Source organism: Ensifer sp. ENS06 (genome assembly GCF_014852205.1).
Lineage (GTDB): Bacteria > Pseudomonadota > Alphaproteobacteria > Rhizobiales > Rhizobiaceae > Ensifer > Ensifer adhaerens.
This window is the reverse complement of sequence record NZ_JACVBC010000002.1, coordinates 92,694-114,151: the sequence shown is the minus strand read 5'-3', so window position 1 is coordinate 114,151 and position 21,458 is coordinate 92,694. Positions and strand designations below refer to the sequence as shown.

General features: G+C 63.2%; 20 protein-coding genes. 11 read left to right on the top strand and 9 right to left on the bottom strand.

The window, feature by feature from the left end; all coding sequences use genetic code 11:
• The first annotated feature begins 4 nt into the window (after positions 1 to 4).
• Positions 5 to 373, top strand: coding sequence for an Hpt domain-containing protein (locus IB279_RS09665; RefSeq protein ID WP_192339179.1), 369 nt, complete (start codon positions 5 to 7; stop codon positions 371 to 373).
• A gap of 247 nt (positions 374 to 620) precedes the next feature.
• On the top strand, positions 621 to 941 hold the full coding sequence (locus tag IB279_RS09660; RefSeq protein WP_034794619.1) for a 2Fe-2S iron-sulfur cluster-binding protein: 321 nt from the start codon (positions 621 to 623) through the stop codon (positions 939 to 941).
• A 435-nt stretch (positions 942 to 1,376) separates the two neighbouring features.
• Here the strand turns inward: IB279_RS09660 and IB279_RS09655 are convergent, their stop codons facing one another.
• A complete protein-coding gene (locus IB279_RS09655; RefSeq protein ID WP_034794616.1) occupies positions 1,377 to 2,006 on the bottom strand; it encodes a DUF922 domain-containing Zn-dependent protease in 630 nt (209 codons plus the stop codon).
• 107 nt (positions 2,007 to 2,113) lie between these two features.
• Between IB279_RS09655 and folP the strand changes: the two genes are divergently transcribed.
• The 3 genes from folP (at position 2,114) to folK (ending at position 3,962) form a co-directional block, all read left to right on the top strand.
• Positions 2,114 to 2,965, top strand: coding sequence for a dihydropteroate synthase (gene folP, locus IB279_RS09650; protein ID WP_034794612.1), 852 nt, complete (start codon positions 2,114 to 2,116; stop codon positions 2,963 to 2,965).
• A gap of 114 nt (positions 2,966 to 3,079) precedes the next feature.
• Positions 3,080 to 3,448, top strand: a complete 369-nt coding sequence (gene folB, locus IB279_RS09645; RefSeq protein ID WP_034794609.1) for a dihydroneopterin aldolase — start codon at positions 3,080 to 3,082, stop codon at positions 3,446 to 3,448.
• On the top strand, positions 3,438 to 3,962 hold the full coding sequence (gene folK, locus IB279_RS09640; RefSeq protein WP_090293878.1) for a 2-amino-4-hydroxy-6-hydroxymethyldihydropteridine diphosphokinase: 525 nt from the start codon (positions 3,438 to 3,440) through the stop codon (positions 3,960 to 3,962). Before folB ends, folK begins: the two co-directional genes overlap by 11 nt.
• 78 nt (positions 3,963 to 4,040) lie before the next feature.
• Here the strand turns inward: folK and IB279_RS09635 are convergent, their stop codons facing one another.
• On the bottom strand, positions 4,041 to 4,592 hold the full coding sequence (locus tag IB279_RS09635; protein ID WP_034794604.1) for a hypothetical protein: 552 nt from the start codon (positions 4,590 to 4,592) through the stop codon (positions 4,041 to 4,043).
• A 237-nt stretch (positions 4,593 to 4,829) separates the two neighbouring features.
• Between IB279_RS09635 and IB279_RS09630 the strand changes: the two genes are divergently transcribed.
• Entirely contained in the window at positions 4,830 to 5,693 is an 864-nt protein-coding gene (locus tag IB279_RS09630) for a cytochrome b/b6 domain-containing protein (protein WP_112770864.1), read from the top strand.
• Positions 5,690 to 6,481: a molybdopterin-binding protein gene (locus IB279_RS09625; RefSeq protein ID WP_112770863.1), complete on the top strand. Its 792-nt coding sequence runs from the start codon at positions 5,690 to 5,692 to the stop codon at positions 6,479 to 6,481. Before IB279_RS09630 ends, IB279_RS09625 begins: the two co-directional genes overlap by 4 nt.
• Positions 6,482 to 6,496: 15 nt before the next feature.
• Here IB279_RS09625 and IB279_RS09620 read toward each other — a convergent pair whose 3' ends face one another.
• The 3 genes from IB279_RS09620 to IB279_RS09610 all read right to left on the bottom strand — a co-directional run bounded on the left by IB279_RS09620 (position 6,497) and on the right by IB279_RS09610 (position 9,726).
• Positions 6,497 to 7,582, bottom strand: a complete 1,086-nt coding sequence (locus tag IB279_RS09620; RefSeq protein ID WP_112984275.1) for a YcjF family protein — start codon at positions 7,580 to 7,582, stop codon at positions 6,497 to 6,499.
• A complete protein-coding gene (locus IB279_RS09615; RefSeq protein ID WP_112770861.1) occupies positions 7,579 to 9,075 on the bottom strand; it encodes a YcjX family protein in 1,497 nt (498 codons plus the stop codon). Before IB279_RS09615 ends, IB279_RS09620 begins: the two co-directional genes overlap by 4 nt.
• 147 nt (positions 9,076 to 9,222) lie before the next feature.
• Positions 9,223 to 9,726, bottom strand: coding sequence for a histidine phosphatase family protein (locus IB279_RS09610; RefSeq protein WP_112770860.1), 504 nt, complete (start codon positions 9,724 to 9,726; stop codon positions 9,223 to 9,225).
• 403 nt (positions 9,727 to 10,129) lie between these two features.
• Between IB279_RS09610 and dksA the strand changes: the two genes are divergently transcribed.
• Positions 10,130 to 10,549, top strand: coding sequence for an RNA polymerase-binding protein DksA (dksA, locus tag IB279_RS09605; RefSeq protein ID WP_034794589.1), 420 nt, complete (start codon positions 10,130 to 10,132; stop codon positions 10,547 to 10,549).
• Between the two features lie 174 nt (positions 10,550 to 10,723).
• On the opposite strand, the gene IB279_RS09600 is transcribed toward dksA, so the two are convergent.
• Positions 10,724 to 11,725, bottom strand: a complete 1,002-nt coding sequence (locus tag IB279_RS09600; protein ID WP_192339178.1) for a flagellar biosynthetic protein FliO — start codon at positions 11,723 to 11,725, stop codon at positions 10,724 to 10,726.
• Between the two features lie 267 nt (positions 11,726 to 11,992).
• On the opposite strand from IB279_RS09600, the gene cckA reads away from it, so the two are divergent.
• The gene (gene cckA / locus IB279_RS09595; RefSeq protein WP_090293870.1) at positions 11,993 to 14,611 is read left to right on the top strand and encodes a cell cycle histidine kinase CckA; all 2,619 of its coding nucleotides are present in this window, start codon (positions 11,993 to 11,995) and stop codon (positions 14,609 to 14,611) included.
• A 62-nt stretch (positions 14,612 to 14,673) separates the two neighbouring features.
• Here cckA and IB279_RS09590 read toward each other — a convergent pair whose 3' ends face one another.
• From IB279_RS09590 to IB279_RS09580, 3 genes are all read right to left on the bottom strand, one after another.
• Entirely contained in the window at positions 14,674 to 14,814 is a 141-nt protein-coding gene (locus IB279_RS09590) for a hypothetical protein (RefSeq protein ID WP_181529491.1), read from the bottom strand.
• 163 nt (positions 14,815 to 14,977) lie between these two features.
• Positions 14,978 to 15,907, bottom strand: a complete 930-nt coding sequence (locus IB279_RS09585) for a pseudouridine-5'-phosphate glycosidase (protein ID WP_034794581.1) — start codon at positions 15,905 to 15,907, stop codon at positions 14,978 to 14,980.
• A gap of 31 nt (positions 15,908 to 15,938) precedes the next feature.
• Positions 15,939 to 16,886: a carbohydrate kinase family protein gene (locus tag IB279_RS09580; RefSeq protein WP_089044110.1), complete on the bottom strand. Its 948-nt coding sequence runs from the start codon at positions 16,884 to 16,886 to the stop codon at positions 15,939 to 15,941.
• Between the two features lie 319 nt (positions 16,887 to 17,205).
• Between IB279_RS09580 and recA the strand changes: the two genes are divergently transcribed.
• Positions 17,206 to 18,294: a recombinase RecA gene (gene recA / locus IB279_RS09575; protein ID WP_043614579.1), complete on the top strand. Its 1,089-nt coding sequence runs from the start codon at positions 17,206 to 17,208 to the stop codon at positions 18,292 to 18,294.
• 231 nt (positions 18,295 to 18,525) lie between these two features.
• Positions 18,526 to 21,189, top strand: a complete 2,664-nt coding sequence (alaS, locus tag IB279_RS09570; RefSeq protein WP_034794561.1) for an alanine--tRNA ligase — start codon at positions 18,526 to 18,528, stop codon at positions 21,187 to 21,189.
• Positions 21,190 to 21,458 lie beyond the last annotated feature (269 nt).

Here is a 21,458-nt window from a genome sequence, read left to right as displayed (position 1 = left end):
GCTCATGGCGGCCCTCAGGATTGCCTTTGAAGCCCCGGATAGTCCGGGAAACTCTTCTGCGTCAGGCAAAAAGCCGATCGACTTTGCTCACCTCGCCGTCCAGACGATGGGTGACAAGGCGCTCGAAATCGAAGTGCTGCAACTCTTTGCGCGCCAAGCGCGCCAGGTCTTGAAGGAAATCGCCGAAGGCGAGGGCACGCCCCGTGCCCAGGCAGCCCACCGGCTAAAGGGCGCAGCCCTTGCGGTTGGTGCCGTCGACGTTGCAAGCGTTGCCGGCGCGATCGAACACAATCCGGCCGAATCTTCGCTCTGCGACCAACTCGCATCGGCCGTGCTCGAAGCCGAGCTCTTCATTCTGAAGCTCTGCCGCTAGCGGCTCCCGAGCAGACAGGGGGCCTAACCGACCCCTGTCTGTCGCACGATGCCCGCACCTCGCATAGAGGGCGCCGTGCCGGCAGCCATTGCTACCGACGCGATCTGCGGCGACGCACAGAATGACGGCCGTTGTTGACTGGCCGGCCGATTTGTTGGAAGAACTTTCCCTGAATTTGCGCCCGCGGGGTTCTTTTCTCAACAGGCCTTGCGCCCGGCCAATCCACCAGTTCATTCCGGAAAGAGACATGACAAAACTTACGATCGTTGCCTTTGATGGCGCGCGCCACGAACTTGATGTCGAGAACGGCTCGACGGTCATGGAAAACGCCGTTCGCAATTCGGTTCCCGGCATCGAAGCGGAATGCGGCGGAGCCTGCGCCTGTGCAACCTGTCATGTCTATGTCGACGATGCCTGGGCTCAGACCGTCGGCGCTCCGGAAGCCATGGAAGAAGACATGCTGGACTTTGCCTACGACGTCCGCCCGACGTCGCGGCTTTCCTGTCAGATCAAGATGAGCGATGCGCTCGACGGTCTCGTCGTGCACGTGCCGGAGCGCCAGGCCTAACGCCTGCGTCCCACGCCCCTTCCTTCAGACCTCCGCACAAAAAAAGCGCCTCGCCGGTCGTTGGACAAGCGAGGCGAGGAGGGCGCATCGCATACAGATGAGGGAGGGAACATCTGCTGCACCAAGACACGCCAGGAGAACCCGTTCCGGCTCCGCTGTTCGCTTCTTCTTTTTCTTTTCAAGTGAACAACGTTGCGCAATTCAAAGTAAAGGCAACATCTAAGCTTTTCGCGCCGCAATCGCGTCGCGCATAACCTATTCAATTTGTGGGGCTAGTCTTTGTCCCGGCCCCTCTCTCATTGGTTTGAATATAGATGAGTCGCCGGCCGGCAGCCATCGTTATATTTCACCAATAAAATACTGTGGGTATTGCCGCTGAAATGGCCCGAGCCGTGACTATAGTCAGGCTCTTCTTCGGGGTTCCGGCTTTGCTATCTACTGTTGCGCTTTCTTCAGCGTCTCCAGCCTGTATTGCAGAAGACGGATCATGCGCTTGTCGAAGTTGGCGGCTTCGGTGCGGTCGAAGCGAGCCTGATCCTTGTCATGCGCCTCTATCGCGGTTGCGCTGACGCGGGCAACGCTTTCCTGCATCTCTTCGCACGTGTCCTGCGGCTTCAACGCCAGGAACATCTTCTCCATCCGCCGCGCGTGATTGCGGGCGATTTCCGCGTGGCGCTCCTCGTGGCGTTTGATGTCACTCGACAGAGTGTCCCACACGAGGGCGAGGTCACGTCCGGCCTGGCGGCGGTACTTCCATTTGGGCAGAATGATGCGCGTGTTGAGAGTGACGCGGGCCGAGCCGACGGCGCAGCGTCCGTTGCGGCTGACGTAGGTGATCGAGCCGCCGAACTTGATGCGGGTCGCGCCCGGATGCCGTGCGCCGGTCGATTTCATCATCGGGCCGCTGGCCGAGAGTGCCTTGTCCAGTTCTTCCGCAGTCCGGCCGCCGATCGAAAAATAGGAGAAGCTCTTGTTCACCACGGTTTCGCCCGAGGCCGTGCCAAGCGGGGCGGCAACCAGGAGAGCAAGAAGGGCGACTTTGAACGGGACGCGTACTCGGGACATCAATGCGTGGTTCTCTTCGGTTGAACTTCGATCAAGCTTGGGGCATAGCCAGCGCCGGCGCAACAGCAAAACGATGGCTCCCGGCCGTATGCGGATGGTGAGGGAAAATGACTTACAATCCATTTCAGAAATTTAGCTGGAAGCTGGCGCATGGACGCAGCCTCGAACTGGGGCCGCGTGGCGTTTTGATGGCGATCGTCAATGTTACCCCGGATTCTTTTTCCGATGGCGGCCGTTTTATCGATGCCGTTGCCGCGGTCGCGCAAGGGATGCGCTGCCTGGAGGAGGGCGCCTTGATCCTCGATATCGGCGGTGAATCCACACGCCCCGATGCGGCGCCCGTCAGCGCCGAGGAAGAACAGGCGCGGATCCTGCCTGTCATCGCAGCGCTTGCCCGTGATACCGATGCGCTGATTTCCGTCGACACTTACAGAGCCTCGACCGCCCAGCTTGCGGTCGACGCCGGCGCGCATATCGTCAACGATGTGCACGGCCTTCAGCGCGAACCCGACATTGCCACTGTCGCCGCCAAGAGCGGCGCTGGCATCTGCGTCATGCATACGGGCCGGGGCCGTGAAAAACTCGCAGACGTGATCGCCGATCAGTTTCATTTTCTCGACCGGTCGCTTGAGATCGCGGCTGCTGCCGGCGTGGAGCGGGATCGCATCATTCTCGATCCGGGCTTCGGCTTCGCCAAGGACACGGATGAGAACCTGGAATTGATGGCGCGCTTCGCAGAGTTGCACCGTTTCGAGCTGCCATTCCTGGTCGGAACGTCGCGCAAGCGCTTCGTCGGCGCGGTCAGCGGCCGAGAGGCGGCCGATCGCGACATGGCGACGGCCGCGACAACGGCGCTTTTGCGCGTTGCCGGCGCCTCAATTTTCCGCGTACACGATGTCGCAAACAGCAAGGATGCACTGGCGATGGCGGATGCTATGCTGCACGCCAGAGCGAGGTGAGATTTTCTCGTCCGCATTCCGCCTGAACCTGTGACTACCAATCACGCGCATGACTGCTGAGCGGCTCGACCGCGCAATCATGGCGATCCAAGAAAGCCGATGGGACTGAGAAGCATGAGCGCGACCTATATCATCACCCTCAAGAACTGCGCCTTCTTCGCGCGCCACGGCGTCTTCGATGAGGAGGAGCTTCTCGGTCAGCGCTTCTTCGTCGATGCCGAGCTCGAAGTCGAACAGGGAACGGCGCTGGTCGACGACTCGATCGAAGACACCGTGCATTACGGCATCGCCTTCCAGGAGATCGAGCGCATCGTCACCGGTCGCCGCCGCTATCTGATCGAGGCGCTGGCGCTGGAAGTGGCCAAGACGCTCTGCGTGCGCTTCCCGCAGATCAAGCGCGCCAAGGTGTCGATCCGCAAGCCGAATGCGCCGGTTCCGGGTGTGCTCGATTATGTCGAAGTGACGGTCGAGCATGTCGTCTGAGGTGAACTGGCGGGCAGCGACACTCGGGCTTGGCGGCAATCTCGGCGATCCCCGCAAGGCGATGGCCGAAGCGCTTCGCCTGCTCGATGCCCGCGACGACTGCGTGGTCAAGGCCGTCTCGCGCCTTTATCGCACGCCGCCCTGGGGCAAGACGGACCAGGCCTGGTTCTACAATGCCTGCGCCAAGGTCGACACGACGCTCGAGCCCGAAGCCCTGCTCGACGCCTGCCTTGATATCGAACGGTCGATGAAGAGGGTTCGCGACGAGCGCTGGGGGCCGCGCACGCTCGACATCGATGTGCTGACCTTCGAGGGCATGGCGCAAGCGGGCGGGCGACTGGAGTTGCCGCATCCGAGGATGACCGAGCGCGGTTTCGTACTGATGCCGCTTGCCGATTTCGCCGCCGACATGGCTGTCGGCGGCCGTCCGGTCGGCGACTGGCTGCAGCAGGCTGACGTCGCAGGCATCGAGGTTGCGGATGGTGACATGAGCTGGTGGCGCGCAGGCGCCTGAACAGGACCGCAACATAATCCACAAACGACAAAGCCCCGGTCGATGCCGGGGCTTTGTCGTTTATTCGGATGTTGAACGTTACTTGATGGAGCCGACAGCGATCGCGTCGATCTGGCGGTTGAGGCTGACGCCGATGACCGGCACCATCGTTTCTTCGACCTTGACCGAAATGGTAATGTTCATCGTCTGGTCGTCCTGCAGACGGGCGATCATGGCGCCATTCAGCTTCTTGCGATTGATGCCGACGACGACCTTGTCCTTGGCGACGTTGCCGGAAATGATATCCAGGCCCTTGCCCTCGGCGCCGTCAAGAAACTTGCCGGTATAGGTGTTGCCCTTCTGTGTGATCAGCGCCGACATCGGCTGCTTGAACACGCCGACGCGGCAGAAGCCGTCGAGCTTGATGCCGGTGTCATCGCCCGCAACCGGTTCGCCCGAGAGATCGCAGGTGAACTTGGTGCCCTTGTACTTGCCCGCGACGATCTCGCCCGGGCCCTTCCACTGGCCCGCGACCTTCTCGAAAAAGACCTTGTCCTTGGCGCCGGAAAAAGCCGGTGTCGCAAGGCCGACGGTGGCTGCAAGCGCGAAGGCGGCAGCGCCGCGAGCGATCAAAGAAGGGCGCGAGAACATAAACGATCCTTGATGGGTCAACGTCCGAAACTGAAAGCCACATTTGCGCGCAAATGGTTAACGGACGGTTTCTGCGCGGTGCGGTGCGCGGCTTCTTTGTGGCCGAAAAGCGGATTGACCACAGCATTTTTGGCTTAGGAAATACAGTGGGTTGGCGGATTTCGGCGAGCATTGTGCGGGGACATGAAACTTGCCCCAATCGCGCTACGTATAACCATGGGAAACGGGAGATTTCCCATGGTTACAGCAGGACATGATTCCGAATCGACCGCATCAGACGCACATCAGAGCCTGGTGATATCGCGGCACCGGCTGACAACCCGGCTTACCCATTGGGGATGGGCCGGCGCGCTGTTCTTTCTGTTTCTCAGCGGCCTGCAGATCTTCAACGCGCACCCGGCACTCTATGTCGGGCAGCAGTCGGGTTTTGCCTTCGACAACAGCATCCTGTCGATTGGGCCTGTGCGTGAACGAAGCGGCGAGGTTCGCGGCCTGACGACAGTCTTGGGGCTGAGCGTTGACACCACTGGTGTCCTGGGCGTCAGCGGGCCGGAACAGGAGCGGGCCTATCGGGCTTTTCCGGCCTGGTTGACCTTGCCGTCCTACCAGGACCTCGCCACCGGCCGCGTCGTGCACTTCTTCTTCGCCTGGATGTTTGCCGTCGTCTATTCCATCTGGCTGGTCGCAAGCGCGATCAACGGTCACCTGCGGCGGGACATTCTTCCCGCTTTGGCCGACATCCGCGCCTTGCCCGCGACCTTCATCGCGCATCTGCAGTTTCGCTTCGAACATCACGGGCGTTACAACAGCTTGCAGAAACTCTCCTACGGCATTGTTCTCCTGGTCTTTTTTCCTCTCATGATCGCGACAGGGCTGACGATGTCGCCGGGCATGGACGCCGGCTGGCCCTGGCTGGTTCAACTCTTTGGCGGCAGGCAGTCGGCCCGCACGATCCATTTCGTCATGATGCTTCTGCTCGTCGGCTTCTTCACTGTGCACATCGCCATGGTTTTTGCCGCCGGTCCGATCAACGAGATGCGGTCGATGATTACTGGGCGTTATCGCATCAGGCGTTCGATGGACCGGGGAGGAAGAACATGAGCACGTTCCTCCTCAGTCGCCGGCGCTTCCTGGCGGCGGCGGGGGCTACGGTCTCGTCGTTGCCGCTTGCCGGGTGCGACGCACTCGACGGCTTCGTTGGCGGCGGCAGTCGCGTGCGCGACTTTCTCGCATCCGCCAACAGCCTTACTTACCGAGCACAGCGGCTGCTGGTGCCGGCTGAGCGGCTGGCGCCGGAATTTGCCGAGAGCGAGATCCGGCAGGGGCAACGACCGAACGGCTCCACCGACCCGGGTGATGCGACCTATCTCGCGCTGAAGCAGGACGGCTTTTCCGGATACCAGCTTCGCGTTTCCGGCCTGGTCGAGCGACCGCTTCACCTGACGCTTGCAGAGCTGCGAAACATGCCGTCGCGCACCCAGATCACTCGACACGACTGTGTCGAGGGCTGGAGCTGCATCGCCAAGTGGAGCGGCGTTGCCCTTACTCGCGTCCTCGATGAAGCCCGGGTGAAGCCCGAGGCGCGTTACGTGGTCTTTCATTGCTTCGACAGCATGCCGCTCGGCCTTGGCGGCTCGGTCGCCTATTACGAATCGATCGATATGCTCGATGCGCATCACCCGCAAACGATCCTCGCTTATGGCCTGAACGGCGCGGCTTTGCCGGTCGCCAACGGTGCTCCACTGCGCGTCCGGGTCGAGCGCCAGCTGGGTTACAAGATGGCGAAGTACATCAAGGCGATCGAAGTCGTTGCCGATCTCGCGCCCTTCGGTCGAGGGCGCGGCGGCTATTGGGAAGATCTCGGCTACGACTGGTATGCGGGGATCTAGTTTCGCGTGACCGCGCTATTTCTCGCCGCTTTCGCCAATCACGCGTCCTGCGCCGGGGCTGAGGTCGGCGAGAAAATCACCGATCCCGGGACGCTTCAGCGCGCGAAACGGCATCGGGCGGCAAAGGTCCATCGCGGCGATGCCGATGCGTGCGGTCATCAGGCCGTTGATGACGCCTTCGCCCAGGCGCGCCGAGAGCTTCGAAGCCAGCCCGTGGCCGAGCACCTGCTGGATCAGGCTGTCGCCGGCGGCGATCGAGCCGGTGACGGCCAGATGAGCGATCACGTCGCGCATCAGCCGCAAGAGGCCGAGCGTGCCGGGGCGACCGCCGTAAAGTTCGGCCATGGCGCGGATCAGGCGGGCAGATTCGTAGAGGACGTAGCCGAGGTCGACGAGCGCCCGCGGGCTGACCGCCGTGACGATCGACACGCGCTTGGAAGCCGCGAGAATGAGGCGCCGCGCCTCGCGGTCGAGTGGGCTGAGCAGCTCGCGCTCGGTGAGTTCGATCACGTGCGGACCGTCGATGATCTCGCCTTCGCTTTCCTTCAGCCGTGTGCGCCCGCGCGCCGTCCGCGGATTGCTGGCCAGCAGGTGGACGAGCTTTGCCTGCGCCGCGCGCGCGGGTTTAGCACTGGCCGAAGCGGCCGCCGCTTCCGTTTCCGCTTTCAGCTTCTGGATCGCCGTGAGCTGCATTAGCCCCGAAAATTCGCGGCCAACGACGATCAGCAGCGCCAGCAGTCCGATCGCGACGACGGCAAGCGCGGCGTAACCGAGCCAATCGGCACGCGCGAAGAGATCGCGAAGCAGGCGGTCGACCCAGAGGCCGGCAGCCAGTGACAGGATGATGCCGAGGGCGCCGGTCGCGATCTTGCCAACTGACAGGCGGCGCTTGCGAGGACTTGCTTCGGGCAAGGCGAGGGCCTCCACCGCAAGCGTGGTCTCGCGGAACGGGTCTTCCGCATCGGGTGTCAGCACCACATTGTCGTCGAAACTTGCGGGCGCGCGCCGCGCGCGCAGCTGCGGACCGGCCTCGGCGGGCTTGTCTTCGCCAACTGAAAAGGCGCCGGGACGGCGGCTGCGACCGTTGCTGTCGTCACTCATGCGAGCCGGTCTCCGAACAGGAATTGCATGGCCCGGTCGAGGCGGATATGCGGCACCGACAGTTTCAAGCCGCCGCCGGTTTCCTCAAGATGTGGCGGGCGGAAGCGAACAAAGCTGAGTTCCGGCAGCGGATGAGCGCTTTCGAGATAGGTCGTCGCGCCGGACCGGGTCTCCATCGTCTTGAAAAGAACTTCAGGATCTTCCGGCAAGTCACCGGGAAATATCGCTGTTTTCCTTTCTCCGTCGAAGATTTCGCCGTTGATCTTCTCGCCGGCAATCGGGGTGCCGACGATGACCGGCAGCGCATGGCCGTCGTGGTTGACGGTCGCTTCGCGGGTGGCCCGGACCGATGCGAGCGCCATGACCTCGAGGCCGGCGCCGCTCAATCCGATGCTTTCGGCGGCGCGATCGACGAGGCGCGCGGCGATGCGCTCCAGCCGGTCGTGGCTTTCGTGATGCAGGTGATCCGCCTTGGTTGCTGCGATCAGCACCTTGTCGATCCGTCGCGTCAGCAAGGACGAAAGCCAGCTGTTGGTCCCCGGACGGAAGCAGGCAAGCACGTCGGCCAACGCCTGCTCGAGATCGAGCAGCGCCTCCGGGCCGTTGTTGATCGCCTGCAGGGCATCGACGAGCACGATCTGCCGGTCCAGGCGCGCGAAATGCTCGCGAAAGAACGGGCTGACGACATGTTTCTTATAGGCTTCGTAGCGCCGCTCCATCATCGCCCAGAGCGAACCCTTTGGTGCGCGGCCCTCGGGTAGGTCCGGAAGCGGCGAGAAGGTGAGCGCCGGCGAACCTTCGAGGTCGCCCGGCATCAGGAAACGTCCAGGCGGCAGGGTCGAGGGCGAGCGTTCGTCCGCCTTGCAGGCCCTGAGATAGCCGGTGAAGCTCTCGGCGAGCCGGCGGGCGCTGCTTTCGTCGGCTGTCGCCGTCGAGCCAGCCGACGACGCAAGCGTCAGCCATTCGGCCGACAACTTCGCACGGCCAGGTGCACGGGCGCGCGCCACCGAATTGTTGCTGAACTCGCGGAAGTCCTGCGCGAGCAGGGGCAGGTCGAGCAGCCATTCGCCGGGATAGTCGACGATGTCGAGCGACAGCCGGCCCGGCGAGAACAGCCGGTTCCAGCCGCTGGCGCTCTCATATTCAAGGGTGATGCGCAGCTGCGAGATGGCGCGCGTGGAGTCTGGCCAGATGCGATCGCGCACCAGGGCTGCGATATGATCCTCATACTGGAAACGCGGCACGGCATCGTCGGGCTGCGGCTCGAGCCTGACCTTCGAGACCCGGCCCGAACGCACCGCCTCGAACACCGGCAGGCGCCCGCCGTTCAGCAGATTGTGCACCAGGGACGAGATGAAGACGGTCTTTCCCGAACGGGACAGGCCGGTGACGCCGAGCCGGATCGAGGGATTGACGAGGCCGGAGGCGCGGTCGGTGAGGTTGTCGAGCGCGATCAGCGCGTCGTCTTTGAAGCTGGTCAGGTTAGGCGCCAAGTCTTGGTCTTTCTTGCGGCGTGTTTCCCGGGGTCGTTCGCATCGTCAGGCCCGCCGAACGACGATCGGCTGCGGGCTGCCTCCGCGATATAGGCACTAATTGCGGCGCCGCAACGCGCACGTGTCATTTCTTCTTACGGTGCGCCTTCATGGCGTCGGCAACAGCAGCGATACCAGGCGGGCGGAGGCAGCGTCAGACGGCAGATCCAGAATGGCCAGGCCAGCCGGCGGATATCCATCGGGAAGCGCCTCGCGGGCGGCCTCGTCGCCCACCAGGTTGCAGAGCAATTGTTCGATCATCGGATTGTGGCCGACGAGCATCAGCGCGTTTACATGCCGGTGCGCATCGATGAGGTCGAGATAGATGCTCGTCGGACCGGAGTAGAGCGCATCGATGTAGCGGATATCCAGCTCTTCGCTGACCGTGCGGAAGAACGGCTCGGCCGTTTCGCGGCAGCGCACCGCCGTCGAACAGAGGATGCGGTCGGGGCGGATGCCCTGGTCTGCGGCCGTCTGGGCAAGCCGCTCCGCATCGATGTAGCCGACCTCGTCCAGCGACCGATCGAAATCGCGTTGGCCCGGCAGGGCCCAGCCGGAACGGGCGTGCCGCAGGAGGTAGAGGCGGAGAGCCTTGGGGGCGCTGTCTTGCATCGATCGGTTCCGGCGTTGCCTGCCGGTTGCAGCGACAGGGTAGAATTTTGCCGGCTTTCATGTCGGCCGGCAGACCGTCACCTTTCCCCGCACGCACCATAAAGATCAAGCTGGCCGCCGTGATTTTTTCGGGGACTGCCGGTGCTGCGCTTTGCCGCGGTCGTGAATGGACGGTAAAATGGCGCAAACACGTCATTGTCACTTTTCAGCGAGCAGAGGCGGCGGCTTCGGTGGGCGCAAGTTGGAAATCAAGATCCGATGTGTAATTTTGATGAAATATTCGTCAGTTAGCCTGAAACGCTAGCAACATTAAAATACGGTTGAGTGTCTGTTGCGAGGCTTGAATCACAGCTTCCATAGGTCTATACACCGCCGCAATGAGATGTTCTTCAGGAGAATCGCGTTGAGTGAGAAGATCGATCTTAGTACCTTCGTCCTTTCCGAGGACGATGAATTCATGAATGCCAACCACCGGGCGTACTTCCGGGCCAAGTTGAACGCTTGGAAAAACGACATCCTTCGCGAGGCACGCGAGACACTGGATCACTTGGCAGAGGAGAGCGCCAATCATCCGGATCTCGCAGACAGGGCTTCTTCCGAAACTGATCGGGCAATCGAGCTCAGAGCCAGGGACCGCCAGCGCAAGCTGATCTCCAAGATCGATGCGGCGTTGCAGCGTCTCGACGAAGGTACCTACGGCTACTGCGAAGAAACAGGCGAGCCGATCGGCCTGAAGCGACTGGACGCCCGTCCGATCGCGACCCTCTCGATCGAGGCGCAGGAGCGCCACGAGCGGCGGGAAAAGGTCTACCGGGACGAATAAGCTTTCGGGCTTTCGTAACAGTCTGAAAAAAGGCGCGGGTCAAACCGCGCCTTTTTCCGTTGTCCCGAATTTATTCCGAAGCAACGAAGCGGCTCTTCGCTTCGATGCCTGGGCTCAGACAAGTATCTCGCTGCCGTCGCGATGCCTGACGTCGCCGCCAGGCCAATGCGGCAATCAGGGCTTCCGCCCGGCGGAAATGTCGGCCAGCATGCGGTTCATCTCTTCTTCGATTGTCGGCTCCTTATGACCGCCGTCGGCGACAGGCGCGCCAAGCGTCGGCTCCTGACGGCCGGAATGGGCCGGCGCACGGTTTTCCGGAGTGACCGATGTTGCCGGACCCAGGCGCTGCAGGTCGCCGGTGATCTCCGCGTCGAGAAGGCGCTCGAAATCAGAAAGGGCGGTCGCAGGAGCCGGCTGCGGTTGGGGCTGAGGCTGCGACTGGATGATCGCTGCGGGGCGCTGAAGCTGCTGGGCCGGCTGCATCTGAATGGGTTGCGGCTGTACAGTCTGCGCCATTGCCACAGGGCGGTTCATGGCTGCATCGACGTTGACCGCGGGTGCTGCGACGGAGGTGATAGACGGGCTCTCGGGTGCGGGCTGGGCGACAGGGCGAGCGAGAGGGCGCTGCTCTGCAGCAAGGGCAGGTGCTGCCACCGGGCGCTGTTCGGCCGTAACGCGCATGGGCGCCACCGGCTCGACGCGAGCGACGGGCTGTTCCTCTGTCCGGGTGATGGGGCGAACTGGCGTCGCGACGACGGGTTCGGCCTGCATTGTCGGCGCGGGCTGCTGAACGGGTTCCCTGACTGCCGGACGGCTTTCACCCACTGGTTCGGTCACCTTGCGTTCGATGACAGCAGAGCGTTCGCTGACGGACGGGCGCTCGTCGCCGCCGGCGACGATCCGGCTTTCGATGACGATATCCGTCGGCCCGCCAATCATGATCAGGTGCTCGACATCGTCGCGGCGCACGAGCACGAGACGGCGCCGGGTGTCCACAGCGGCAGCATCGAGCACGGCCAGGCGCGGCTGGCGGTTCTTGCCGCCACGGATGAATGGCGAGGAAGGACGGTTGCGCATGATCCAGAGCACAGCCACGAGGCACAAAAGTCCAATCGCGACCGCTGCAGCGGCGACGACGAACCGGCTGCCGTTGTCGGCGATGATCGTTTCCATCATAGGGTGAACTCCTTCTGCCTTTCGAGTGGCAGTATTTGACGGCTTTTTTCGGGCTCGGACAAGCACTTCGCCGACATTCCCTGTGAATTGGCTCGAATGCTTCCGCACAGGTGCTTTTTGCTGTTATCTCTGATTGTTAAAGATGATTCTTGTCCGAATGATCGAGGGCGTGTCGGCTATGGCCGATTTTGCCCGGCGGTTTGAGCGGATGCCGGCCGGAAGGGCTGGGCCGCGCCGCGCGCGGCGCCGGCCGCGTAAGAGGACCCGATGACGAAATTGCGGCAGTCAGGCGACTACCAGATGCCGGTTGTTGACCGTGGCGTCAGGCCCGGAACCGTGCTGCGGATCGTGCTGCTGGCGATCGTCCTCACCGTCTCGGCCATCGCCTTCGTGATCTTCCGGAACCAGATGGAAAATGAGATCGTGCTCGGCATCCTCGGCGTTCTCGCCATGGTCGGCATCTTCTTTCTCGTGTCCTCGGTCATCGGCTTCATCGAGGTGATGCCGCAATCGCGCCCGGACGAACTGGCGCGTGCCTTTCTCGATGCGCATGAGGACGGCACGATCGTCACGGACCGGAAGGGCCGGATCATCTACGCCAACGCCGCCTATGGCGCGCTCACGGGCGCGAGGAACGCTGCCGGCATCCAATCGCTCGAAACGATCCTGTCGCGCAATCGCGAGGCGACGGAAGCAATCTACCGGCTGACCAACGGCCTGCACGAGGGCAAGCAGGGGCATGAGGAATTCCGCCTGCTGAAGCCGCTTGCGACCGGTGCGGCCACCGGCTCCGGCGCCCATTGGTTCCGGCTGAAGGCACGCGTGCTGCCGCTCGAAGACAGCGAGCGCAATCCGCTCTATCTCTGGCAGATCGCCGACATCACCGCCGAACGCGATGACCAGGAGCGCTTCTTCAAGGAATTGCAGAACGCGATTGATTATCTTGATCACGCACCCGCCGGCTTCTTCTCCGCCGGCCGCAAGGGCGAGATCTTCTATATCAACGCCACGCTTGCCGACTGGCTCGGCATCGATCTCACCAAGTTCCAGCCGGGCTCGATAAGTATTGGCGATCTGGTGGCCGGTGAGGGGCTGACGCTCGTCCAGGCGGTGCAGGCCGAACCGGGTCTGAAGAAGACCAAGATGCTCGACCTCGACCTGCGCAAGTTGAACGGCCAGAGCCTGCCGGTGCGCATGATCCACCGTGTCTCCTCGACCCGCGACGGCGCGCCCGGCGAAAGCCGCACCATCGTCATGTCGCGCGAGGGCGGCGAGGACAGCGACCAGTCGGCGTCGAGCGCAGCGATGCGCTTTACCCGCTTCTTCAACAATACGCCGATGGCGATCGCCTCGGTCGACGGCAATGGCCGGATCCTGCGCACCAACGCGCCGTTCCTGAAGCTGTTTTCCGGTCTCGTCTCGCAGGACGACGTCGAGCGCGGCGCGCTGATCGATGCAGTGGTGCACGAAACCGAGAAGCTTCGCCTGCACGACGCGCTGGCGGCCGCCAAGGACCGGCAGGGCGACATCGCGCCGATCGACGCGCTGCACCCGACCGATGGCGAGCGCCATTTCCGCTTCTACGTCAATGCCGTGATCGACCAGACCGATCAGGCGCCGGAGGAAGCGGCGATCATCTATGCGCTGGAGATTACCGAGCAGAAAGCGCTCGAAAACCAGATGGCGCAGACGCAGAAGATGAACGCCGTGGGCACGCTTGCCGGCGGCATCGCGCACGACTTCAACAACGTGCTGACGGCGATCCTGCTGTCGTCCGACCACCTGCTTCTGTCTGCCCGGCCGGCCGACCCGAGCTTCGCCGACCTGATGGAGATCAAGCGCAACGCCAACCGTGCCGCTGTTCTCGTGCGGCAGCTGCTTGCTTTCTCGCGCAAGCAGACGATGCGGCCGACGGTGCTCAACATGACCGACGTGATCGGCGACCTGCGCATGCTGGTCGACCGCATGACCGGAACGAACGTCAAGGTCGAGGTCGACTATGGCCGCGATCTCTGGCCGGTCCGGACCGATCTCGGCCAGTTCGAACAGGTGCTTTTGAACCTCGCGGTCAACGCCCGCGACGCCATGCCCCAAGGCGGCATCATTACACTTCGCACCCGCAATCTGCCGGCGGCGGAGGTTTCGGCCTTCGGACGCCGTGAGCTGCCGGACGAAGACTTCGTGATGGTGGAAGTTTCCGACCAGGGAACAGGTATTGCGCCCGAAATCCTCGACAAAATCTTCGAGCCGTTCTTCACGACCAAGGAAGTGGGCAAGGGCACCGGTCTCGGCCTGTCGATGGTCTATGGCATCGTCAAGCAGTCGGGCGGCTACATCTATCCGGAATCGGAAGTGGGCAAGGGCACGACCTTCCGCATCCTCTTGCCGCGCCATATCGAGGTGCCGGTTGCGCCCGAGGAGCCCGCGCAGGCAGGCACCGGAACCGTTGCTGCGCCGGTGGTGCAGACGATAGCGGCTCCCGTGGTCAAGACCGAGGAGCCGACCGATCTCACCGGAGATTCGGCAGTCGTGCTGCTCGTCGAGGACGAGGAGGCTGTTCGCCGCGGCGGCAAGCGCATGCTGGAAACGCGCGGCTACACCGTCTACGAAGCGGGCTCCGGCGTCGAGGCGCTCGACATCATGGACGAGCTCAACGGCGCCGTCGATATCGTCGTATCCGACGTGGTGATGCCGGAAATGGACGGACCGACGCTCCTGACCGAACTGCGCAAGAAGTACCCGGACCTGAAGTTCATCTTCGTCTCGGGCTATGCCGAAGACGCCTTTGCCCGCAACCTGCCGGCGGATGCCAAGTTCGGCTTCCTGCCCAAACCGTTCTCGCTGAAGCAGCTGGCGGTATCCGTGCGCGAAATGCTCGATTCCTAGGACCTTTAAACGCCAGGGAATATCGACCGGGGTCCGGCGCTGGGTACGTTAGGCTTCCGCCCCTAGTTGTTCTGCTGCCTTGACCAAGGCCCGTTGGCCGAGGCGCGCGTTGCCGACCAGCCGGGAGGAAGATCGGCGATCTCGTCGAGGTCGGTGTGGCGCTCGACGACCTCCGCCATCGCGACCACGAGCGCTTTAGCCATGTGTTGCGACGAGAACCGGGTGCCCCGCGAGCACCGAGCGGCAGGTAACGCAGGCAACATCAGGTGCTTGATCAAACTTCCAACGCATCGTCAGCCTTCGCCAATGTAAAAAGCCCGGCGCTTGCGGGCCGGGCTTCTCAATTTCTCGCCGTTTCTTACCGGATTACTTCACGTTCAACGCGACGGCGATCTCGCCGGCAAGCCGGGCATTGTTCTCGACCAGCGCGATGTTGGTCTCGAGGCTGCGGCCCTCGGTCATTTCGAAGAGGTTGCTGAGCAGATAGGGCGTGACCGCCTTGCCGGTGATCTCGTCGTTCTCGGCATTGTCGAGCGCCCGGGCGATGTAGATCTCCATCTCTTCGCGCGGGATCTCGGCAGCTTCCGGAACCGGATTGGCGACCAGCATGCCGCCTTCGACGCCGAGCAGCTCGCGCATGGTCTGGAAGTTGGCGATCGCGGCCGGGCTGTTCAGCATCAGCGGGCTCTTGAGGCCGCTGTCGCGCGACCAGAAGGCCGGGAAGATTTCGCTGTCATAGGTGACGACCGGAACGCCGCGGGTCTCGAGCACTTCGAGCGTCTTCGGAATGTCGAGGATCGCCTTCGCGCCGGCGCAGACGACGATGACACCGGTGCGGGCGAGTTCATCGAGGTCGGCGGAGATGTCAAAGGAGAGCTCGGCGCCACGGTGCACGCCGCCGATGCCGCCGGTCGCAAAGACGCGGATGCCGGCGCGGGCAGCAGCGATCATCGTCGCGGCGACGGTGGTCGCGCCGGTGCGGCGCTCGGCGATCGCGAAGGCGAGATCGGCGCGCGAGACCTTCATCGCGCCCTGGGTCTTGGCCAGTTCTTCGAGCTTGGCATCGTCAAGGCCGATGTGCAGTACGCCATGAATGACGGCGATGGTCGCCGGCACGGCACCCTGTTCGCGGATGATCGCTTCAACGCTGCGGGCCATGTTCAGGTTGCCCGGGTAGGGCATGCCATGGGTGATGATGGTCGATTCCAGCGCCACGATCGGCGCGCCACGCGCCTTGGCGGCTGCGACCTCGTCGGAATATTCCATCGGCAGGAAGGGGGAAGCGGGTTTGGTCATGGTCTTTCCTTGGGAGTTCTGCTGGCAAATGTCATGACAGCATTTGGGGCGTGGGCACAAGGGCCAGCGCCTGTTCGAGATTGGCCGCGGACATCTCTTCGGATGCGGCCAAGGGAGAACGCAACGTTAAACCGGCGGCTGCGATGCCGTGCCGCAGGCAATCGGCGATATCGCGGCCGGCAAGGCGGGCGGAAAGGAAGCCGGAGGCGAGCGCGTCGCCGGCGCCGGTGACGTCGGCAAGGGCGGGCAGGGCCGGCGGCACGACGACACAGGCGCTGTCGCCCTCGAAGGCAACGACCGTACGGCCGCCCCGGGTCACGACGCCGCCGTTGATGCCGAGACCGCGCAAAAGGGCCGGCCATTCTTCCGCCTCGGCCGCCTCCTTGCCGGTCAGCGCCCGCGCCTCGGATTCGTTCATGAACAGGAACGAGAGATGCGAGAGGCACGGCCGGTAGCGGATGACCTTGGCCGGCGAAACAGCGATGCCGGCGACGAGGCGGCCGTTGCCGGCAGCCGACTGGGCAAGTGCGGCGATCGTTTCTTCCGGCAGGTTGGCGTCGGTCAGCACCAGCTTGCTCGCGGCGATGACCTCGCGGAGCGCCCGCCGCTGCAACTGCCGTGGCGAGAACAGCCGGTAGAGCTCCATGTCGGCAAGCGCAATCACCAGATTGCCGTCGTTTTCGAGGATCGCCGTATAGCTCGGCGTCTGGCGGTCAAGAAAGGTGAGGGGACTGTCGATGACGCCAGCGGCGGCCGCGGCTGCGGTCACCATCTCGCCGGCCGCATCACCGCCGCGGGTGCTGATCATGCGCACGCTGTGGCCAAGCCGCGCCAGGTTGCGCGCGGCATTGAAACCACCGCCGCCCGCTTCTTCGAACCAGCTTCCCGGATTGCTCGATCCGGGCGCTGTCGTTCCCGATATACGGCCGCGCCTGTCGATATGCGCGCCACCGAAAACGGCGATGTCAGCTTGCGTCATGAATGTTCCTCTGCTTGGCCGCTCGGCCGAATATCTGTTGGCATCCTGCAATGCCGCGTCGCGAAGCGCCACGCGCCCAACCTGTCCAAAGTCTCATGCGCAGGCGAATCGGCCGAGCCTTGCCGGGCAGGTTCGAAGGGCTGGCGCCAACATTCGAAAACTCTGGTTTCGTTCCGTGAACAAGAATCGAACGTATCGTGGAAAGCTATTGTTTTTCAATGTGTTGTCGCGCTCTTGCAAATATGGAACAAAACATGTACAAAAACTCCTGCGGCGGCTTCATTGCCTCGGTAGCTTCAATAACCTAAAGGTGGACCAAATGGCACAAAACTCTTTGCGGCTCGTAGAGGACAAATCGGTGGATAAAAGCAAGGCACTTGAAGCGGCACTTTCCCAGATCGAACGTTCGTTCGGTAAGGGATCGATCATGAAGCTCGGTGGGAAGGACAGCATCATTGAGATCGAGACGGTTTCGACCGGCTCTCTCAGCCTCGACATCGCGCTCGGCATTGGCGGCCTGCCGAAGGGCCGCATCGTTGAAATTTACGGCCCTGAAAGCTCGGGTAAGACGACGCTGGCGCTGCAGACCGTCGCCGAAGCACAGAAGAAGGGCGGCATCTGCGCCTTCGTCGATGCTGAACACGCGCTCGACCCGGTTTATGCCCGCAAGCTCGGCGTCGATCTCGAAAACCTCTTGATCTCGCAGCCCGACACCGGCGAACAGGCGCTTGAGATCACCGACACGCTGGTGCGCTCCGGCGCGATCGACGTTCTCGTCGTCGACTCGGTTGCAGCGCTCGTGCCGCGCGCCGAAATCGAAGGCGAAATGGGCGACAGCCTGCCGGGCATGCAGGCCCGCCTGATGAGCCAGGCGCTGCGCAAGCTGACGGCGTCGATCTCCAAGTCGAACTGCATGGTCATCTTCATCAACCAGATCCGCATGAAGATCGGCGTGATGTTCGGCTCGCCCGAAACCACCACCGGCGGCAACGCGCTGAAGTTCTACGCCTCGGTTCGCCTCGACATCCGCCGCATCGGCTCGGTCAAGGAGCGCGAAGAGGTCGTCGGCAACCAGACCCGCGTCAAGGTCGTCAAGAACAAGATGGCGCCTCCCTTCAAGCAGGTCGAATTCGACATCATGTATGGCGAGGGCGTATCGAAGACCGGCGAACTGGTCGACCTCGGCGTCAAGGCCGGCATCGTCGAAAAGTCTGGCGCCTGGTTCTCCTACAACAGCCAGCGTCTCGGCCAGGGCCGCGAGAACGCCAAGACGTTCCTGCGCGACAATCCGGATCTCGCGCGCGAAATCGAGACGGCGCTGCGCCAGAACGCCGGCCTGATCGCTGATCGGTTCCTCGAGAATGGCGGTCCGGAAGCGGACGACGGTGACGAGCCGCCGGAAGCATAAGCCGCTCGGTCCACTGAGGTTACCAGAAAACCGGTCGTCCCGTGGGCGGCCGGTTTTTTGCTGGCGTCTGGACAGTCGGATATGTGAGCGATAAAAGCCTTTGGTTCCGGCGACCCAGCGCGTTGGAGGGTGCGGTCACCACGGGTGGCCGCAGGGTTTAGGGACAATGGCTTAGTGGCGCGGCGTGGGCCGTACCCGGGCCGGAATCGGTGCTTAAGAATAGGACGCAAGATGAGCGGCGTGAATGAAATCCGGTCGACCTTTCTCGACTATTTCCGCAGGAACGGTCACGAGGTCGTGTCGTCGAGCCCGTTGGTGCCGCGCAACGACCCGACATTGATGTTCACCAATGCCGGCATGGTGCAGTTCAAGAACGTCTTCACCGGCCTGGAGCAGCGTCCCTATTCGACGGCCGTTACGGCGCAGAAGTGCGTTCGCGCCGGCGGCAAGCACAACGACCTCGACAATGTCGGCTACACCGCGCGTCACCACACCTTCTTCGAAATGCTCGGCAACTTCTCCTTCGGCGATTACTTCAAGGAGAACGCGATCGAGCTCGCCTGGAACCTGATCACCAAGGAGTATGGCCTCGACGCCAAGCGCCTGCTGGTCACGGTTTACCACACCGACGACGAGGCCTTCGATCTCTGGAAGAAGATCGCCGGTTTCTCCGACGACCGCATCATCCGCATCCCGACCAGTGACAACTTCTGGGCCATGGGCGATACCGGCCCCTGCGGCCCGTGCTCGGAAATCTTCTACGACCACGGCGACCATATCTGGGGCGGACCTCCGGGCTCGGCCGACGAAGACGGCGACCGCTTCATCGAGATCTGGAACCTCGTCTTCATGCAGTACGAGCAGATCACCAAGGAAGAGCGGGTCAACCTGCCGCGTCCGTCGATCGATACCGGCATGGGCCTCGAGCGTCTCGCAGCCGTTCTCCAGGGCGAACACGACAACTACGACATCGACCTCTTCCGCGCGCTGATCGCGGCTTCGGAAGAAGCGACCGGCGTCAAGGCTGAGGGCGACCGTCGCGCCAGCCATCGCGTCATTGCCGACCACCTGCGTTCGTCCGCCTTCCTGATCGCCGACGGCGTGCTGCCGTCGAACGAAGGCCGCGGCTACGTGCTTCGCCGCATCATGCGTCGTGCGATGCGTCACGCGCAGCTGCTGGGCGCCCAGGATCCGTTGATGTGGAAGCTCTTGCCGGCACTCGTCGGCCAGATGGGCCGCGCCTATCCGGAACTGGTGCGCGCCGAAGCGCTGATCTCCGAGACGCTGAAGCTTGAGGAAACCCGTTTCCGCAAGACGCTGGAGCGCGGTCTCAATCTGCTGTCCGACGCATCTGCCGATCTGTCTGAAGGCGACCAGTTCAACGGTGAAACCGCCTTCAAGCTCTACGACACCTACGGCTTCCCGCTCGACCTGACCCAGGACGCGCTGCGCGCCAAGGGCATCACCGTCGACACCGACGCCTTCTCGGTTGCCATGGAGCGCCAGAAGGCCGAAGCCCGCGCCAACTGGGCCGGTTCCGGTGAAGCTGCGACCGAGACCATCTGGTTCGAGCTCAAGGAAAAGCACGGCGCGACCGATTTCCTCGGCTATGACACCGAGACCGCCGAGGGCGTGATCCAGGCGATCGTGCGCGATGGCGCTGTCGTAGCAACCGCCGCCAAGGGCGACACCGTCCAGGTGGTGCTCAACCAGACGCCGTTCTACGGCGAGTCGGGCGGCCAGATGGGCGATACCGGCACGATCACGACGGAAAGCGGCAAGCTCACCGTCACCGACACGCAGAAGCGCGGCGAGGGGCTCTTCGTCCACTTCGCGACCGTTGCCGAAGGCACGGTCAAGACCGGCGACGCCGCCCAGCTCGACGTCGATCACGCCCGCCGCTCGCGCCTGCGCGCCAACCATTCGGCAACGCACCTCCTGCATGAGGCGCTTCGCGAAGTGCTCGGCACCCACGTGGCCCAGAAGGGCTCTCTGGTAGCGCCGGAACGCCTGCGCTTCGACGTTTCTCATCCGAAGCCGATGACGGCCGAGGAGCTGAAGGTCGTTGAAGAGATGGCCAACGAGATCATCGTCCAGAACACGCCGGTGACCACGCGTCTGATGAGCGTCGATGATGCGATTGCCGAAGGTGCGATGGCGCTCTTCGGCGAGAAGTACGGCGACGAGGTTCGCGTCGTCTCGATGGGCCGCGGCATCCACGGCTCCAAGGCCAACCGCGCTTACTCCGTCGAACTCTGCGGCGGCACGCACGTGTCTGCCACCGGTGACATCGGCCTGGTGCGCGTCGTCTCGGAAAGCGCCGTCGGCGCCGGCGTTCGTCGCCTCGAGGCGCTGACCGGTGAAGCGGCACGCGCTTATCTGAACGAGCAGGACGAGCGCGTGAAGACGCTCGCCAACACGCTGAAGGTTCAGCCGGGCGACGTGCTCGGCCGCGTCGAGGCGCTGCTCGACGAGCGCCGCAAGCTGGAACGCGAGCTGACTGAGGCCAAGAAGAAGCTGGCACTCGGTGGTGGCGGCGAAGCGGGTTCGGCCGATGCCGCCCGCGAAATCGCCGGCGTTCGCTTCCTCGGCAAGGTCGTTTCGGGCGTCGAGCCCAAGGATCTGAAGAGCCTGGCCGATGACGGCAAGAAGAGCCTCGGCTCCGGCGTCGTTGCCTTCGTCGGCGTTTCCGGCGATGGCAAGGCAAGCGCGGTCGTTGCCGTGACCGACGACTTGACCTCGAAGCTCAGCGCCGTTGACCTCGTTCGCGTCGCATCCGCCGCTCTCGGCGGAAAGGGCGGCGGCGGCCGTCCCGACATGGCCCAGGCCGGCGGTCCGGATGGCGACAAGGCGGCCGAAGCGATCGAAGCCGTGGCCGTCGCACTCGCCGGCTGATTGGTACCCACAGCAGAATAGGAAAGGGGCGTCCGTTGCGGCGCCCTTTTTGTTTGCATCAGGCAAGGCTGGCGCAACTTCACGCTCGCGGTCCTGCAAGCCTACTCCGCTCGTGCGTGTCATAACCCGCCGGATCACCAGCCCACACGAACAGAGCCTCGGCGCCTCGGACGGTCAAACCGAAACGTGATTGCTGGCCAGGGCACCGTTCTGGGGTCCTATAGCGCGGAAGGCTCGTACAAATCTCAGTCGAAGCACGCCCGCAACTC